The sequence below is a fragment of the Herbaspirillum sp. GW821-FHT09A12 genome, from assembly GCF_059418325.1.
Window position 1 is genome coordinate 824676 of sequence record NZ_JBWKPR010000002.1, and the last position, 17442, is coordinate 842117.

Consider the following 17442-nt stretch of genomic DNA (forward strand, 5'->3'; position numbering starts at 1 on the left):
CCCCGACTCGGCCAAATGGCAGGCCATTTGCCGGATGACAAGCGCTGCGCCTGGCAATGCAAAAAGACGCCGCGCTTCAAACCGCGGCGTCTTTCCGTCCGTCTTTCCAGCTCGTCTCCCCGCTTTTCCCGAGGACAATCAGAAGGTCTCCCACTCGCCATCGTCGATGCCTGGCTTGCCCTTGGCAGGCGCCGACTTCGGCGCCGGCAAAGGCGCGGCGGCAGCCGGCCTGGGTTTGGGCGTGGCCGGCGGCGCTTTCGGTGCGGCAGGCCTGGCAACGGCCGCCGGCCGATGGGCCGCCGCCGTCGACGACGATGGCGCCGGGGATGTCGTCACCGGCGCCGGCGGCACAACCGCATCGGCGCCCTCTTCGACCTGGAATGCCGCCACCGCCTGCTTGAGGCGGCGCGCCTGTTCTTCCAGCGAACCGGCGGCCGCGGCGGCTTGTTCGACCAATGCCGCGTTCTGCTGCGTTACCTGGTCCATCTGGCCGATCGCGTGGTTGACCTGTTCGATGCCATTGCGCTGTTCTTCGGATGCCGCCGAAATCTCGCCGACGATGTCGGTCAGGCGCCGCACCGCGGACACCACTTCGCCCATGGTCTGGCCGGCGCGCGCCACCTGGTCCGAACCGCTGCCCACACGCTGCACCGAATCCTCGATCAGGGCCTTGATCTCCTTGGCCGCCTGCGCGCTGCGCTGGGCCAGGCTGCGCACTTCGGAAGCCACCACCGCGAAGCCGCGCCCCTGCTCGCCGGCGCGCGCCGCTTCCACCGCCGCGTTCAACGCCAGGATGTTGGTCTGGAAAGCAATGCCGTCGATCACGCCGATGATGTCGGCAATCTTGCGCGAGCTTTCGGTGATGCCCTCCATGGTCTGTACCACCTGCCCCACCACGTCGCCGCCGCGGCTGGCGATATCGGAAGCGCTGTTGGCCAGTTGGCCGGCCTGGCGCGCATTGTCGGCGTTCTGCTTCACCGTCGAGGTGAGCGAATCCATGCTGGAGGCGGTGGTGGCCAGCGAGCCGGCCTGCTGTTCGGTGCGCGAGGACAGGTCGAGGTTGCCGGCGGCGATCTCGCGCGCGCCGATATCGATGGCATCGGTGCCGTGGTGGATGCCCTTGATCACCGTCGCCAGGCGTTCACGCATGGTTGCCATTTCGTACAACAGGCTCTTGGTGTCGCCGGGACGCGTATCGACGCGCACCGTCAGGTCGCCGGCGGCGATGCGGGTGGCGATATTGACCGCATAGGCCGGCTCGCCGCCCAGGCTGCGCGTGATGCGGCGGATGATGGCCAGCATCATGGCCGAGACCACCACCCCCACCACCAGCAGGATGCCCAGCAACTTGAACAGGTCGGAACGGAATTTCGCTTCAATGTCGTTGAGGAACACGCCCGTGACCAGATACCAGTCCCAGGTTTCGTTATGGACCAGGTAACTCAGCTTGCGGGTGCGGTTATTGTCGTCGGCGCCGGGCAGGCGCCCCATGTATTCGACAAAGCCCTGCTTCTGCTCCTTGCCGACCTTGACCATCTCGACGTAGTAGAGCTTGCCGTCCGAATCCTTGCGGTCGGCCACGTTCTTGCCGACCACGTTCTTGTTGGTCGGATGCATCAGCACCACCGGCGCGGAGTCGAACACGAACAGGTAATTGTCGCCGTCGTAACGCATGGAGGAAATGCGCTCCAATGCGGCCTTCTGGGCATCGGCCTGCTGCATGCGGCCGGCGGCGACGTCGTTCGCATAGCTGGAGACGACGCCATTGGCGGCCTCCACCACACGGCGCAGGCCTTCCTTGCGCTCATTGACCATGTTTTCCCGCGCGCTGAAGGCGGACCATGCGGCAAGCGTCAACAAGCCTATCCACATGACGACGAGCGCGAACAGGAGTTGTGCTTTGAGGCTTTTCATTAGTTTTCTCCGCAACAGGCTGCCGGCGCCAAAGAGCGCCGGGAATGAGTATTTCTTGGATGATTATTTTGGCGAATTGCAACAATACGCCACAAGCAAGCCCGACAATCGCATGAATACACCGCCATCGCCCCCGCGATTGTTGCGATTGAATCATTGACAGCCCGTCTTGCCGGCCGGCCTTCCGCTAGCGCTTTCGTGCCATTCCATCAAGCTTTCAACGGCCGCGGCGCTTCATCGGCCCCTGTTAATGACGGTATAATTCCGAGCTTTCCCCCAGCGCTTTGCCCAAGGCCGTCGGCGGCATGCCGGCCCGGCCCACAGGATCTTTCCAGTTCAGCACCGTGAATCCCTTACTCGACCAGTTACAGCCCTATCCCTTTGAAAAGCTGAAGAAGCTGTTTGCCGACGTCACGCCCGATTCCGCCTACCGCCCCATCAGCCTGGGCATAGGCGAGCCCAAGCACCCGACGCCGCCGTTCATCCAGCAGGCGCTGGCCGACAATCTCACGGGCCTGGCCACTTATCCCGCCACCTTGGGCAGCGAAGTCCTGCGCGGCACCATCGCCGACTGGCTGCAACGCCGCTATGGCATTGCGCGTCCCGATCCGGCGACCGAAGTGCTGCCGGTCAACGGCTCGCGCGAAGCGCTGTTCTCGCTCACGCAAACCGTGGTCGATCCGACCCGGCCCGGCGCGCTGGTGATGTGCCCCAATCCGTTCTACCAGATCTACGAAGGCGCGGCCTACCTGGCCGGCGCCCAGCCTTATTTCGTCAACTCCGATCCGGCGCGCAACTTCGCGCCCGATTTCAGCCAGGTGCCGGAAGAGGTATGGTCGCGCGTGCAACTGCTGTTCGTGTGCTCGCCGGGCAACCCGACCGGCGCCGTGCTGTCGCTGGAAGACTGGAAGGAACTGTTCGCGCTGTCGGACCGCTACGGCTTCGTGATCGCCTCCGATGAGTGCTATTCGGAAATCTATTTCAAGAAAGAAGCGCCGCTGGGCGGCATGGAAGCGGCGCACAAGCTGGGCCGTACCGGCTATCCGCGCCTGATCTCGTTCTCCAGCCTGTCCAAGCGCTCCAACGTGCCGGGCATGCGCTCCGGTTTCGTGGCCGGCGATGCCGCCATCCTGAAGAAATTCCTGCTCTACCGCACCTACCACGGCGGCGCCATGAGCCCCTCGATCCAGGCGGCCTCGGTGGCGGCCTGGAAGGATGAGACGCACGTACAGGACAACATCGCCAAGTACGTGGCCAAGTTCTCACAAGTGACGCCGCTGTTGCAGGAAGTGCTGGACGTGGCCCTGCCCGATGCCAGCTTCTACCTGTGGGCGCGCGTGGGCAAGCTGGTCGACATCGGCGACGAGGAATTCGCCCGCCGCCTGTACGCCGAATATAATGTCACCGTCTTGCCGGGCAGCTACCTCGCGCGCGAGGCGCACGGCATCAACCCGGGCGCCGGCCGCATCCGCATGGCCCTGGTAGCCGAAGTGGATGAATGCCTGGAGGCGGCGCAACGCATCGTCGCCTTCGTCAAGAAATTGGCCGCCGGAAAATAGGCTCCAATCAACCCGACGCATACCGCAATCCGTTTTTATTTTTCACCCAACCGTTCATCGACATCAACATGACACAGTCCATTCAGCAAATCATCGACCAGGCATGGGAAGACCGCGCCAGCCTCTCCCCCAAGACCGCTCCGGCAGACATCCGCAATGCGGTGGCGGAAGTGATCGCCGGCCTGAACGATGGCACCCTGCGCGTCGCCAACCGCCAAGGCGTCGGCCAGTGGGAAGTCAACCAATGGGTGAAGAAGGCCATCCTGCTGTCGTTCCGCCTGGAAGACAACGTGCCGGTCAGCTCCGGCATTCCCGGCTACCCGCAGTTCTACGACAAGGTGCCGACCAAGTTCGCCAACTACACCGCCGAAGATTTCGCCAAGGGCGGCTTCCGCGTGGTGCCGCCGGCGGTTGCCCGCCACGGCTCCTTCATCGGCAAGAACGTGGTGCTGATGCCGTCCTACGTCAACATCGGCGCCTACGTCGATGAAGGCGCCATGGTCGACACTTGGGCCACCGTCGGCTCGGCCGCGCAGATCGGCAAGAACGTCCACCTGTCCGGCGGCGTGGGCATCGGCGGCGTGCTGGAACCGGTGCAGGCCGGCCCGGTCATCATCGAAGACAACTGCTTCATCGGCGCCCGCTCGGAAGTCGTCGAAGGCGTGATCATCGAAGAAAACTCGGTGCTGTCGATGGGCGTATACATCGGCCAGTCGACCAAGATCTACGATCGCGAAACCGGCGAAGTGCATTACGGCCGCGTGCCTGCCGGCTCCGTCGTGGTGCCGGGCAACCTGCCGTCCAAGGACGGCAAGTACAGCCTGTACGCCGCGATCATCGTCAAGAAGGTGGATGCGCAAACCCGCTCCAAGACCTCGATCAACGAGCTGCTGCGCGGCGCCTGATCGGCGCGGATGAAAATTGCCGGCGAATGTCGGCAATTTTCTTTTGGCGCCAGAATTCGCGCGCAAGCCATCCCGGCCGGCACGACAAAACGCCGGCCTCCACTTTTTGTACGACGATTCGTACGACGAGAATTTGATTCCATGAGCACATCCGTCACCCTCTACGGCATCCCCAATTGCGACACGGTCAAGAAGGCGCGCACCTGGCTCGACGCCAACGGCGTCGCCTACACCTTCCACGACTTCAAGAAAGCCGGCCTCGACGCCGCGCTGGTCAAGGCCTGGCTCAAGGACATCCCGTGGGACACGCTGGTCAACCGCAAAGGCACGACATGGCGCGGCCTGTCCGACCAGCGCAAGGCCAGCATCACCGACAACGCCAGCGCCACTGTGCTGATGGTCGAGCTGCCGTCCATCGTCAAGCGTCCGGTGCTGCAAGCAAACGGCCAGGCGACGCAAGTCGGCTTTAGCGCCGATCTCTATCAACAGATTTTCAAGAACTGATTGCACGGATTCATCATGAGCAAAACCCTTGCCCTGACCCAGGAACTGATCGCCCTCTCCTCCGTGACGCCGGAAGACAAAGGTTGCCAGGCGCGCCTGGCCGAACTGCTGGCGCCGCTGGGCTTCGCCTGCGAAACCATCCAGTCCGGCGACGTCACCAACCTGTGGGCGCGCAAGGGCACGGCGCAGCCGCTGCTGGCGTTTGCCGGGCACACCGACGTGGTGCCGACCGGCCCGCTCGACCAATGGCAATCGCCGCCGTTCGTGCCGACCCAGCGCGACGGCAAGCTGTTCGGCCGCGGCGCCTCCGACATGAAGACCTCGATTGCGGCGATGGTGGTTGCGGTGGAGGAATTCGTGGCCGCGCATCCCGACCACAAAGGCTCGATCGGCTTCCTGATCACCAGCGATGAAGAAGGCCCGGCCACCGACGGCACCATCGTCGTCTGCAACCAGTTGAAGGCGCGCGGCGAACAGCTCGATTACTGCATCGTCGGCGAACCGACTTCGGCCAAGACCCTGGGCGACATGATCAAGAACGGCCGCCGCGGCACCATGTCCGGCAAGCTGGCCGTCAAGGGCATCCAGGGCCATATCGCCTATCCGCAACTGGCGAAGAATCCCATCCATCTGGCCGCGCCGGCATTGGCCGAGCTGGTCGCCGAGAAGTGGGACGAAGGCAATGAATACTATCTGCCGACCTCGTGGCAAATGTCGAACATCCACGGCGGCACCGGCGCATCGAACGTGATCCCGGGGGAAGTGGTGATCGACTTCAACTTCCGCTTTTCCACCGCCAGCACCGTCGAAGGCCTGCAGCAGCGGGTGCACGCCATCCTCGACAAGCACGGCCTGGAATACGACCTGAAGTGGACCGTCGGCGGCCTGCCCTTCCTGACCCCGCGCGGCACGCTGAGCGCTGCGCTGTCGGCGGCGATCAAGGACGAGACCGGGCTCGATACCGAGCTGTCGACCACCGGCGGCACTTCCGACGGCCGTTTCATTGCGCAGATTTGCCCGCAAGTAATCGAGTTCGGCCCGCCCAACGACAGCATCCACAAGATCGACGAATACATCGAAGTGCGGCATATCGATCCGCTGAAGAATATTTATCGCCGCACGCTGGAAAATTTATTGTTATAGTCAAAACTCCTGGCTGAACCATCGTAAGCCGGCGCTCTCCTCAATATCACTTTTACTGACCTTGGAGCCTCATGGATACAAGCAATCAAAACAGTATTGAACAGACTTACGATCAGACGCCTTACGCCTCGCATGCGATCGCCGGGACCGCGCTGGAACAGCTTGCCGCGGTTGCCTGGCTGTTCGGCATCGCCACGCCCGACCCGGCCACGGCCAGGGTGCTGGAACTGGGCAGCGCATCGGGCGGCAATCTCATCCCGCATGCGCAACGCCATCCCGAAGGTCGCTATCTGGGCATCGACCTGTCGCAGGTGCAAGTCGATGCCGGCCAGCGCCGCATCGACGCGCTGGGCTTGCGCAATATCACCTTGCAGCGCATGAGCATCGCCGACATCACGCCCGAGACCGGGACCTTCGACTACATCATTTGCCACGGCGTCTACAGCTGGGTGCCACCGGAAATACAAGACCACATACTGCGCGTGTGCGCGCAAAACCTGGCGCCGCAAGGCCTGGCCTTTGTCAGCTACAACACCTATCCGGGCTGGAAATTCAAGGAAACCATTCGCGACGCGATGCTGTATCGCGGCAGCAAGTTTGCCGACCCGAAGCAAAAGCTCGGGCATGCCTACGGCATGATCAACTTCATGCGCGAGATGACCGCGCCCAACAGCCTGATGCGGCAAGTGCTGGACGCGCATGCCGAGTCGTCCAAGGGACTGAGCGACGATTACCTGTTGCATGAATACCTGGAACTGCATAATGCGCCGTGCTATCTGAGCGAATTTGTCAGCCGCGCGCAGCCGCATGGATTGGCCTATCTGGCCAACAGCGAAGTGCCGCCGATGTTCGTCAGCAATCTGGGCCAGGACGCCGCGCAACCGCTGTTGCGCGAATGCGGCGACGACCAGGTGGCGATCGAGCAATATATCGATTTCCTGACCAACCGCCAGTTCCGCCAGACCCTGCTGTTGCCGGCGCAACGCAAAAGCGAGATTCGCTACCGCCTCGATCAGGCGCGCCTGGCCGACTTCCATTACGCCGGCAACTATCACACCGGCGCCGTGCCTTCGACGCCGGACGACCAGCCGCAGGTATTTTATGCCGGCAACTTGCAGATCAACGTATCGCACGCGATCGGCAAAGCCGCCTTGCTGGTGCTGGCGAAAGCCTTCCCCGGCACGCTGGCGCTGCCGCAAATCGTCGAGGCCGCCCAGAAAATGCTGGAGCGCGAACAGGCGGAAGACGCCGACCACATCCTGGCGCTGATGGAACACCTGCTCATGCGCGGCCTCGTGCGCTTCCGCCGGCAAGCGGTGCCGGCATCGGCGAGCGTATCGAAACAACCGCTGGCGGCCTTTTCGACGCCGGCCGATACGCGCCTCGATCCGCGGCAAAGCGTGGCCAATCTGTGGCACGAACATACGACGCTCAACGTCATCGAATGCCTGCTGCTGCCGGTGCTGGACGGGCAGCACTCGCAAACGCAGATCGTGGAGCATCTCAAATTGCAAGAACGGCAAGGTTTCTGCAAATTCGCGACGGCGGCCGGCGAACTGATTACCGACCCCGAGCAAATCCACGCCTGCGCTATCGAACACGTTGTCACTTCGCTGACTTCGCTGAAGAATAAAGGCATGCTAAGGATCGCTTGATCCGCCCCAACGCCCTGCCCGGTTATAATTCGCCGGGCTTGCGGAAATCCGGGCATGCCGAAACCTGTACCGAATCGGGCAATCAGGTATAGATGGCGTAGCGCATTGCGGCTGGCAACCTGCGGTTCAGTGCCTGGGGCCTGCCTATATCGATGCGCACAACCATGCCGCTGCAAGCAATCCGCAGAAACCGCTTGCGGCGGCAACTGCTTTGCCATCGCATCCCAACAAGGCCTTGCCGCGCCCGGATAGCCATGCGCATTGTCCATATACCCGTTTTTACAGATCGACCACGCCAGCATGACAACACATCATTTTTCCACCTTGCGCGATATGCTGCGCTACATGGTGACCCGCTTCAATCGCGCCGGCCTCTTCTTCGGCCACGGCAGCAACAATGCGTTTGACGAAGCCGCCTATCTCGCGCTGCACACCCTCAACCTGCCGCTCGACCGTCTGGAGCCGTTTCTCGATGCCCGCCTGCTGCCCGATGAACTGGCAGCCCTGCAGCACGTCATCGAACTGCGCACCGAACAGCGGATGCCGGCGGCCTATATCACCAAGGAAGCCTGGCTGGGCAGTTATCGCTTTTACGTCGACGAGCGCGTGATCGTGCCGCGCTCCTTCATTGCCGAACTGATTCCTGAATATTTCTCGCCGTGGGTGCAGGATCCGGCGCAGATCGAAAACGCGCTCGACCTCTGCACCGGTTCGGGCTGCCTGCCGGTTCTGCTGGCAGACGCCTTCCCGCAGGCGCATATCGACGCCGTCGACATCTCGCCGCAAGCCTTGCAAGTGGCGCGCCGCAACGTCGACGATTACGAACTGGGCGAGCGCATCAATCTGGTCGAATCCGATCTCTACGCCAAGCTGCCGGCGCGCCAATACGACCTGATCATCAGCAACCCGCCCTACGTCAATGCCGACTCCATGAGCAAGCTGCCCAAGGAATACCTGCAAGAGCCGCAAATCGCGCTGGCAGGCGGCGAGGACGGCATGGATCTGGTGCGCAAGATCGTCAAGGGCGCGGCACAGCGCCTGACCCCGCACGGCATATTGGTCGTTGAAATCGGCAATGAGCGCGCGCACGCCGAAGCCGCCTTCCCGGAGCTGGAACTGACCTGGGTCTCGACCAGCGCGGGCGACGATATGGTGTTCCTGTTGAGCGCAGACCAATTGCAGGGCCTGGCGTAAATCCGCGGCGTCCTTAGCGTAGTTTTCTCTTCTTTGATTGCAGTTTCACGATGATCCGTTTTCATCAGGTTTCCCTCGCCCGCGGCGTCAAGCCGCTGTTCGAGAATGTCGACCTCACGCTCAACCCGGGCGACAAGATCGGCCTGATCGGCGCCAACGGCGCCGGCAAATCCAGCCTGTTCGCCATGCTGCGCGGCGAGCTGCATGCCGACCAGGGCGATATCGGCTTCCCCGCCAAATGGCGCATGGCCTATGTGGCGCAGGAAACGCCCGCGCTGGAGCGCGCCGCCATCGAATATGCGATCGACGGCGATGCGCATCTGCGCCAGCTGGAGGCGGCGCTGGCCGAGGCCGAGGCGCAACCCGACAGCGCCGCCAACGGCACCCGCATCGCCGAGCTGCACAGCGCGCTGGCCGATGCCGATGCCTATACCGTGCGCTCGCGCGGCGAGCAGTTGCTGCTGGGCCTGGGCTTTTCGCTGGAACAGATGGAACGTCCGGTGGCCAGCTTCTCGGGCGGCTGGCGCATGCGCCTGAACCTGGCGCAGGCGCTGATGTGCCCGTCCGACCTGCTGCTGCTGGACGAGCCGACCAACCACCTGGACCTGGACGCCATCATCTGGCTGGAAGACTGGCTGAAGCGCTACCAGGGCACGCTGATCATCATCTCCCACGACCGCGACTTCCTCGACGGCGTGGTCAACGTGATCGTCCACATCGACGAGCGCAAGCTGAAGCGCTATTCCGGCAACTATTCCTCCTTCGAGCGCCAGCGCTCGGCGCAACTGGAGCTGATGGCCGGCATGATCGAAAAGCAGCAGCGCCAGCGCGCCCACCTGCAATCCTTCATCGACCGCTTCAAGGCCAAGGCCACCAAGGCGCGCCAGGCACAAAGCCGCATGAAGGCACTGGCCAAGATGGAAGAACTGGCGCCGCTGCGCGCGGCGGCCGAGTTTTCGTTCGAGTTCCGCGAGCCCTTGTCGGCGCCCAATCCCCTGCTGGTGATGGAGAAGGTCAATGCGGGGTATCGCATCGAGGGCAAAGGCAGCGAGCCTGACCAGGAAAAAGTGATCGTGCGCGGCATCGACTTCTCGCTGCAAAGCGGCCAGCGCATCGGCCTGCTGGGCGTCAACGGCGCCGGCAAGTCGACCCTGATCAAGACCGTGGCGGGCGAGATCGATCCGCTGTCGGGCACGGCGCGCCTGGGCAAGGGACTAGTGATCGGCTACTTCGCCCAGCACCAGGTCGAGATGCTGCGCCACGACGAGTCGCCGCTGTGGCACATGACACGGCTGGCGCCGGATGTGCGCGAGCAGGAACTGCGCAACTTCCTGGGCAGCTTCAACTTCAATGGCACCATGGCCTCCTCCTCGATCGCGCCGTTCTCCGGCGGCGAAAAGGCGCGCCTGGCGCTGGCGCTGATCGTCTGGCAACGCCCCAACCTGCTGCTGCTGGACGAACCGACCAACCACCTCGACCTCGAAACCCGCGAAGCGCTGACCATGGCGCTGGCACAGTTCGACGGCACGCTGGTGCTGGTTTCCCACGATCGCCACCTGCTGCGCGCCACCACCGACCAGTTCCTGATCGTGGCCGACGGCAAGCTGCAGCCCTTCGACGGCGACCTGGACGATTACAAGGACTGGCTGTTCAAGACCAAGCTGGCCGCGCGTAACGATGCCGCCGCCACCGCGCCATCGGCGCCCTTGCCCGGCAAGGCTGCGGCCGAGCCGGAACCGGTAGTGTCGCTGGCCGACCGCAAGGAACAGAAACGGCTGGAGGCCGAGCAGCGGCAAAAAATATCGGCGCTGAAAAAACCGATCGAGCAACGCATCAAGCGGCTCGACGAGCAGATCGCCAAGCTCAACGCCCGCAAGGCCGACATCGATGCTCGCCTGGCCCATCCGGACATCTACGACACTGCCAACAAGGAAGAACTGAAGACCCTGATCACCGACCAGGCCTACTGCGCCAAGGAGCTCGACCAGCTGGAGAACGAATGGCTGGAACAGCAGGAGGCGCTGGAGCAATTGCAGGCGTAAGGACAAACGCAAGGCCGCATGGCCAAATGCGATATCCTCGCGGCCTCCCGCCGCGTGCTTGCCCGCTGCATAAGCTTCCTACATCAATGTATGAAGCGAGCCCTTGTACTTTGGCAAAACGAAGGCATCATTGCGGCCTGGCTGCTTTTTCCGCAGCATTCATTCAGAAAGGAAGCATGCGATGAACAAGAACTTCAAGCAATGGCTGCTGGCCGCCGCCGGCGCAACCCTGCTGGCATCGAGCCTGTCGGCCTCCGCTGCCGACCTGTTGCAGACGGTCAAGGACCGCGGCACGCTGAAAGTGGCGCTGGAAGGCAACTATCCCCCGTTCAACTTCAAGGATCCCAAGACCGGCCAACTGGCCGGCTTCGAGGTCGATGTCGCCAACCTGCTGGCGGCCAAGCTGGGCGTCAAGCCCGAATTCACCGCCACCGAGTGGAGCGGCATCCTGGCGGGCCTGGGCGCCGGCAAGTATGACGTGATCATCAACCAGGTCGGCATCACCGACGAGCGCCAGAAAGCTTTCGATTTTTCCGATCCGTATACCCTGTCGAGTGCGCAGCTGATCGTGCGCAAGGATGAGACGCGCCAGTTCAACAGCCTGGAAGACCTGAAGGGCAAGAAGCTCGGCCTGGGCCAGGGCACCAACTTCGAACAGAAGGCCAAGAGCGTGCCGGGCATCAATGTGCGCACCTATCCGGGTTCCCCGGAATACCTGGCGGATCTGGCCGCGGGACGCATCGACGCGGCATTGAACGACAGCCTGCTGGTGAGCTATATCCTGAAGTCGACCAAGCTACCGCTCAAGGGCGGCAACCCGGTGGGCGCGATCGACAAGATCGGCATTCCGTTCCGCAAGGGCAACCCGGAGTTCAAGGCGGCGCTGAACAAGGCCCTGGCCGACATCAAGGCGGACGGCAGCTTCAAGCAAGCGTCCGAGAAATGGTTCGGCATTGACGTGAGCGAGCCGCCGAAAGCACAATAAGGCCGCCTTGGGGCCAAGGAAGCAAACTATCCCCGCATCGCGGGGATAATTTTTTATATCGAATGCTTATGGAAATCGTAGAACTGCTGCAGCAAGCCGCTCCCACGCTGATGAAAGGCGTGGGCTACACCTTGCTGTTCGCATTGTCGTCAATGATCGGCGGGCTGGCCCTGGGCTTCGTGCTCGCGGTGGCGCGCATTGTGCCGTGGCGCCCGGTGCAATGGCCGGCGGCGCTCTACGTGAGCCTGATGCGCGGCACGCCGCTGCTGGTGCAGATCTTCGTCGTGTATTACGGCCTGCCCAGCGTGGGCATCGAGTTCTCGCCGCTGGCCGCCGGCGTGCTGACCTTGAGCCTCAATGCCGGCGCCTATCTGTCCGAAAGCCTGCGCGGCGCCATCCAGGGCGTGACGCGCGGCCAATGGAATGCCGCCTACAGCATCGGCCTGACCTATTTCCAGACGCTGCGCTTCATCATCGTCCCGCAGGCGGTGCGCATCGCCGTGCCGGCCATGAGCAACACCCTCCTCAGCCTGATCAAGGACACCTCGCTGGTGTCGGTGATCACCGTCACCGAACTGATGCTGGCGACCAAGGAAGTCATCGCGGTCACCTTCCGCCCGCTGCCTTTGTACATCGCCGCCGCCGTCATCTATTGGGCCCTGAGCCTGTGCTTCGAGGCGCTGCAGCATCGCCTCGAGAAGAAGCTCGGGAAGGCCCATCAGCACTAGGGCCGGCGCAAAAAAAAATCCCGGACGCGGTTTTCGTCCGGGATTTTCTTTTCATAAAATTACCGCTTAACTGCGGTCTGCTGTATTCGATCCGCCACAATTGGGGCGCTGCATGAAGAGGGAGCAGGTTTTTTTATTTCCGCGCATCAACGTTTGCCGCGATAAATATCCTGTCCGACTTCATTGATCTGGCGCCGCAATTCGCGCCGTTCGTCCGGGCTCAACTTTCCGCTGCGGCGCTGCTCCTGCTCATTGGCCATCTGGTTGCGATGATCTTGCTGACCGAATTCCATGCCGCGCGGCCTGAAGTCGCCCGGCGGCCCCGGCATCGGCCGGCCGCCTTGCGGAGGGGCCGCCATCGAGGCAGACACCACTCCCAGCGCCAGCACCGCGACCAGACAGAGCTTGTTGACGACTACAATCTTCATAACGCGTTTTTCCACAAATTCGGAGAATCGAAACCGGATACCTTCGGCGCGATTCCAGTGTAGGGCGCAGGCCGCGATGGTATAAGATGATTAAGGTAAGGGATGTAACACTTTGTAATGAATACTCGACCACGACTTGCTCAAAATCGCGGAGACGCTACCATAGGCACCATGAACTCTACCAACGGCAACAATACTAATACGACAACATCCGCCAATCAATTCAAAGTGTTGGTGGTGGATGACGATATTCGCTTGCGCGATCTGCTGCGCCGTTATCTGACCGAGCAAGGTTTCAATGTCGTGACGGCGGAAAACGCCCAGGCGATGAACAAGCTGTGGATTCGCGAGCGCTACGACCTGCTGGTGCTCGACCTGATGCTGCCCGGCGAAGACGGCCTGGCCATCTGCCGCCGCCTGCGCGGCGCCGGCGACCAGACGCCGATCATCATGCTGACCGCCAAAGGCGAAGACGTGGACCGCATCATCGGCCTCGAAATGGGCGCCGACGATTACCTCCCCAAACCGTTCAACCCGCGCGAGCTGGTGGCGCGCATCAACGCCGTGCTGCGCCGCAAGGGCCCCGACGAGCTGCCCGGCGCGCCGTCGGAAACGCCTGAAACCTTCGAGTTCGGCGATTTCATACTGGACCTCGGCACCCGTACGCTGAAGAAAAACGGCGAGACCATCTCGCTGACCACCGGCGAATTCTCCGTGCTGAAAGTGTTCGCCCGCAATGCGCGCCAGCCGCTGTCGCGCGAGAAGCTGATGGAAATGGCGCGCGGCCGCGAATATGAAGTATTCGACCGCAGCCTCGATGTGCAGATCTCGCGCCTGCGCAAGCTGATCGAACCGGATCCGGCCAACCCGCTCTACATCCAGACCGTCTGGGGCCTGGGCTACGTGTTCATTCCGGAAGGAAAACCGCGCTGATCCCCCGCTTCACCTTCACCGCCGCTCCTCAGGCCGTTCGCCGATGAAAGCCCGTACCCAATCAGGATGGTTTAGCAACGGCCTGTTCTGGCGCACCTTCTTCCTCCTGACCTTCCTGATCACCGCCAGCATGGTGGCGTGGGTGGCCAGCTTCCGCATGGTCGAACGCGGCCCGCGCGCGGAGCAGCTGGCCGCGCAGATCGTGTCGGTGGTGACCATCACCCGCGCGGCGCTGACGCACTCGGCGCCCGAGATGCGGCGCGAACTGCTGTTCGACCTGGCCAGCAACGAAGGCATCCGCATCTATCCGCTGGAAAAGACCGACAAGATCGTCCCGCCGGAAGACTCCCCCATCGTCCCCGAACTCGAATACTACGTGCGCGAGACGCTGGATGAGAACACCCTGTTTGCCTCCAGCGTCAACGATGTCGAGGGCTTCTGGATCAGTTTCAACATCGATGGCGACAAGTACTGGCTGATGCTCGACCGCGGCCGGCTCGACCGTACCTCCAGCCTGCAATGGCTGGGCTGGGGCTCGATTGCGCTGTTCCTGTCGCTGATCGGCGCGGTGTTCATCTCCACCCTGATCAACCAGCCGCTGGCGCGCCTGACGGCCGCCGCGCGCGCCATCGGCAAGGGCCGGCAACCGGAACCATTGCCGGAATCGGGCCCCACCGAAATCGAAGAGGCCAACCGCAGCTTCAACCAGATGGTGGCCGACATCAACCGCGTCGAATCGGACCGCGCGCTGATCCTGGCCGGCATTTCGCATGACCTGCGCACGCCGCTGGCGCGCATGCAGCTGGAAGTCGAAATGGCCAACCTGTCCGACGAATCGCGCGACGGCATGCATTCCGACCTGGCGCAGATGGACAGCATCATCGGCCAGTTCCTCGACTACGCCAAACCCTTCGACGCCAACAGCCTGGATGCCGTCGACATCTCCGGCCTGTTGCAGGACGTGGCCGCCAACGCCACCCGCCTGTCCGACGTGAAGATCGCCACCTCGATCGTCGCCAGCGCCGAGATCGCCGGCGACGGCACCGAGTTGGCCCGGGTGTTCAACAACCTGGTGGAAAACGCGCGCCGCTATGGCAAGACGCCCGGCACCGACTGCGCCGAGATCGACCTGCGCAGCCGCATCGAGGCCCACAACGTGGTGGTGGAAATCGCCGACCACGGCCCGGGCGTGCCCGACAGCGAATGCGAACGCCTGCTGCGCCCCTTCACCCGCCTCGATACCGCGCGCGGCCAGGCCAATGGCTCAGGCTTGGGACTGGCGATCGTCAACCGCATCGTGCTGCGCCATAACGGCAAGCTGCTGCTCAAAGGCCATGAAGAAACCCATGGCGGGCTGGTGATCCAGATTACGCTGCCGCTGCTGCATCACCGACGCCATGGCTGAATGCCGCCGGCCATGGCGCCGCCTTGCGCGGCACACCATGCCAGCGCTATGGCCGGCAGCCTGGCTGGGCATCGCCTGCACTGCCGGCGCGCAAACCTATGTCGACCGCAACTTCAGCCTCTCGCCCGCCGCGCGTGACGCCTCCAGGCCGGTCATCATCATCGCCCCGGCGCAACCTGCGCCGCCGCCCGCGCCAGCCCCCGCCCTCCCCAAATCCGGACCGATCGGCTCCTACGCATCGGATGCCGCCGGCCCCGACATCCGCGCCAAGAATGCCGATTACGCCACCCGGTTCCGGGTGGTCGAGAAAATCCCTCCCGGCGCCACCATCAACAAGGTGGCATGGCGCTATGGCGTGGCCAGGAAACCGCCGGGCTTCGAAGCCGTCCTGTGCTGGCAGGACGCCGCGACGTGCTGGACCGTCACCGATGCCAACGCCGGCGACACCGACTTTTTCAATGGGAAGGATGCCGCCCGGCCGTTCATGCTGTTCTACCGCGTCAAGGGTAGCGGTTACATGAAGGAAGGGCCGGTCAAGGGCGACATGAACCAGATCATCGTCACCTACGACGTTCCGGGCTGAGAACAGCCAGTAGATTCAGCCGGCAAGCTTCAGCCGGCGTAATCGTCGATCTCGCGCGACTTTTGCAAGGCATCGTCGATGCGTTCCACCGAAATCACCTTCAGGCCCTCGATCGGCTGCTTGGGCGCATTGGCCTTGGGGATGACGGCAATCGAGAAGCCCAGCTTGGCCGCCTCGCGCAAACGCTCCTGCCCGCGCGGCGCAGGACGGATCTCGCCCGCCAGGCCGACTTCGCCGAACACCACCAGCCCGCGCGGCAGCGGCTTGTTGCGCATCGAGGAGTTGATCGCCATCAGCACCGCCAGGTCGGCCGCCGGTTCGGTGATCTTGACGCCGCCCACGGCATTGATGAACACGTCCTGGTCGAACGCGGCGATGCCGGCGTGCCGGTGCAGCACCGCCAGCAGCATTGCCAGCCGGTTCTGCTCCAGCCCCACCGACAGGCGGCGGGCATTGGGCACATGCGAGGTATCGACCAGCGCCTGGATCTCCACCAGCAGCGGGCGCGTCCCTTCCTGGGTGACCATCACGCATGAGCCGGGCACCTGGGTGTCATGCTGCGACAGGAACAGCGCCGAGGGGTTGGACACGCCCTTCAAGCCCTTCTCGGTCATGGCGAACACGCCCAGCTCGTTGACCGCGCCGAAGCGGTTCTTGAAGGCGCGCACCAGGCGGAAACTGGAATGGGTATCGCCTTCGAAATACAGCACGGTATCGACGATATGCTCCAGCACGCGCGGACCGGCCAGCGCGCCTTCCTTGGTGACGTGGCCGACCATGATGATGGTGGTGCCGGAGGTCTTGGCCGCGCGCGTGAGTTGCGCCGCGCATTCGCGCACCTGCGCCACCGAGCCGGGGGCGGAGGTAAGTGCATCGGAATAGATGGTCTGGATGGAGTCGATCACCGCCACTTCCGGCTTGTGCTCGGCCAGCGTGGCCAGGATTTTTTCGAGCTGGATCTCGGCCTGCAGTTGCAGGTCGCGCGCATCGACCGCCAGCCGCTTGGCGCGCAGGGCGATTTGCGCGCCGGACTCCTCGCCGCTCACATACAGCGTCTTCTTCAACTTGGAAATATTGGCCAGCGCCTGCAACAGCAGCGTCGACTTGCCGATGCCGGGGTCGCCGCCGATCAGCGCCACCCCGCCCGGCACCAGGCCGCCGCCCAGCACGCGGTCGAACTCCTCGATGCCGGTGCTAAAGCGCGGCACGTCGATCGCCTCGATATCGGCCAGGCTCAATACCGGCGCGGTCTGCGCCAGGCCTTGCGGCTGCGCGGAGTAGCGGTTCACGCCGGCCGTTTCGGCCACGGTCTCGACCAGGGTATTCCACTGTCCGCAAGCCGAACATTGCCCTGCCCATTTGTTGCTGATGCCACCGCACTCGGTGCAGGTGTAATGGGTCTTGAGCTTGGCCATCGTATTTGATCCTTTTAATGTCTACCGCTGTCGCTGCTGTTTCTCTCTG

Annotated in this window: 15 protein-coding genes; 12 read left to right on the forward strand and 3 right to left on the reverse strand. The window is 63.1% G+C overall.

From position 1 onward, the window contains the following. Positions 1 to 138: 138 nt before the first annotated feature. Positions 139 to 1914, reverse strand: a complete 1776-nt coding sequence (locus AC07N6_RS08715; RefSeq protein ID WP_494779911.1) for a methyl-accepting chemotaxis protein — start codon at positions 1912 to 1914, stop codon at positions 139 to 141. 344 nt (positions 1915 to 2258) lie between these two features. Here AC07N6_RS08715 and dapC point away from each other — a divergent pair, with 344 nt between their 5' ends. From dapC to AC07N6_RS08760, 9 genes are all read left to right on the forward strand, one after another. Beyond that, entirely contained in the window at positions 2259 to 3473 is a 1215-nt protein-coding gene (dapC, locus tag AC07N6_RS08720; protein ID WP_494779912.1) for a succinyldiaminopimelate transaminase, read from the forward strand. A 68-nt stretch (positions 3474 to 3541) separates the two neighbouring features. Next, a complete protein-coding gene (dapD, locus tag AC07N6_RS08725; RefSeq protein ID WP_494779913.1) occupies positions 3542 to 4378 on the forward strand; it encodes a 2,3,4,5-tetrahydropyridine-2,6-dicarboxylate N-succinyltransferase in 837 nt (278 codons plus the stop codon). 141 nt (positions 4379 to 4519) lie between these two features. Next, a complete protein-coding gene (locus AC07N6_RS08730; protein ID WP_494779914.1) occupies positions 4520 to 4882 on the forward strand; it encodes an ArsC family reductase in 363 nt (120 codons plus the stop codon). A 15-nt stretch (positions 4883 to 4897) separates the two neighbouring features. After that, positions 4898 to 6025 (forward strand): succinyl-diaminopimelate desuccinylase, encoded by a 1128-nt coding sequence (gene dapE, locus AC07N6_RS08735; protein ID WP_494779915.1) that lies wholly within the window; start codon positions 4898 to 4900, stop codon positions 6023 to 6025. A gap of 71 nt (positions 6026 to 6096) precedes the next feature. Further along, positions 6097 to 7680 (forward strand): methyltransferase regulatory domain-containing protein, encoded by a 1584-nt coding sequence (locus AC07N6_RS08740; RefSeq protein WP_494779916.1) that lies wholly within the window; start codon positions 6097 to 6099, stop codon positions 7678 to 7680. Between the two features lie 300 nt (positions 7681 to 7980). Further along, entirely contained in the window at positions 7981 to 8874 is an 894-nt protein-coding gene (gene prmB, locus AC07N6_RS08745; RefSeq protein WP_494779917.1) for a 50S ribosomal protein L3 N(5)-glutamine methyltransferase, read from the forward strand. Positions 8875 to 8924: 50 nt separating this feature from the next. Beyond that, on the forward strand, positions 8925 to 10916 hold the full coding sequence (locus AC07N6_RS08750; RefSeq protein ID WP_494779918.1) for an ATP-binding cassette domain-containing protein: 1992 nt from the start codon (positions 8925 to 8927) through the stop codon (positions 10914 to 10916). A 181-nt stretch (positions 10917 to 11097) separates the two neighbouring features. Continuing rightward, complete coding sequence (locus AC07N6_RS08755; protein ID WP_494779919.1) at positions 11098 to 11901, forward strand: cystine ABC transporter substrate-binding protein; 804 nt, start codon at positions 11098 to 11100, stop codon at positions 11899 to 11901. Positions 11902 to 11969: 68 nt separating this feature from the next. Next, the gene (locus tag AC07N6_RS08760) at positions 11970 to 12629 is read left to right on the forward strand and encodes an amino acid ABC transporter permease (RefSeq protein ID WP_494779920.1); all 660 of its coding nucleotides are present in this window, start codon (positions 11970 to 11972) and stop codon (positions 12627 to 12629) included. A 146-nt stretch (positions 12630 to 12775) separates the two neighbouring features. On the opposite strand, the gene AC07N6_RS08765 is transcribed toward AC07N6_RS08760, so the two are convergent. Continuing rightward, positions 12776 to 13057 carry a hypothetical protein gene (locus tag AC07N6_RS08765; RefSeq protein ID WP_494779921.1) on the reverse strand — a complete coding sequence of 94 codons (282 nt, stop codon included), beginning with the start codon at positions 13055 to 13057 and terminating at the stop codon, positions 12776 to 12778. A 171-nt stretch (positions 13058 to 13228) separates the two neighbouring features. On the opposite strand from AC07N6_RS08765, the gene ompR reads away from it, so the two are divergent. From ompR to AC07N6_RS08780, 3 genes are read left to right on the forward strand one after another with little or no spacing between them, the layout of a single operon-like run. Beyond that, the gene (ompR, locus tag AC07N6_RS08770; protein WP_494779922.1) at positions 13229 to 13990 is read left to right on the forward strand and encodes an osmolarity response regulator transcription factor OmpR; all 762 of its coding nucleotides are present in this window, start codon (positions 13229 to 13231) and stop codon (positions 13988 to 13990) included. A gap of 43 nt (positions 13991 to 14033) precedes the next feature. After that, positions 14034 to 15395 (forward strand): sensor histidine kinase family protein, encoded by a 1362-nt coding sequence (locus tag AC07N6_RS08775; protein WP_494779923.1) that lies wholly within the window; start codon positions 14034 to 14036, stop codon positions 15393 to 15395. A gap of 37 nt (positions 15396 to 15432) precedes the next feature. Beyond that, complete coding sequence (locus AC07N6_RS08780) at positions 15433 to 15978, forward strand: flagellar protein FlhE (RefSeq protein ID WP_494779924.1); 546 nt, start codon at positions 15433 to 15435, stop codon at positions 15976 to 15978. 29 nt (positions 15979 to 16007) lie between these two features. Here AC07N6_RS08780 and radA read toward each other — a convergent pair whose 3' ends face one another. Continuing rightward, entirely contained in the window at positions 16008 to 17393 is a 1386-nt protein-coding gene (radA, locus tag AC07N6_RS08785) for a DNA repair protein RadA (RefSeq protein ID WP_494779925.1), read from the reverse strand. Positions 17394 to 17442 lie beyond the last annotated feature (49 nt).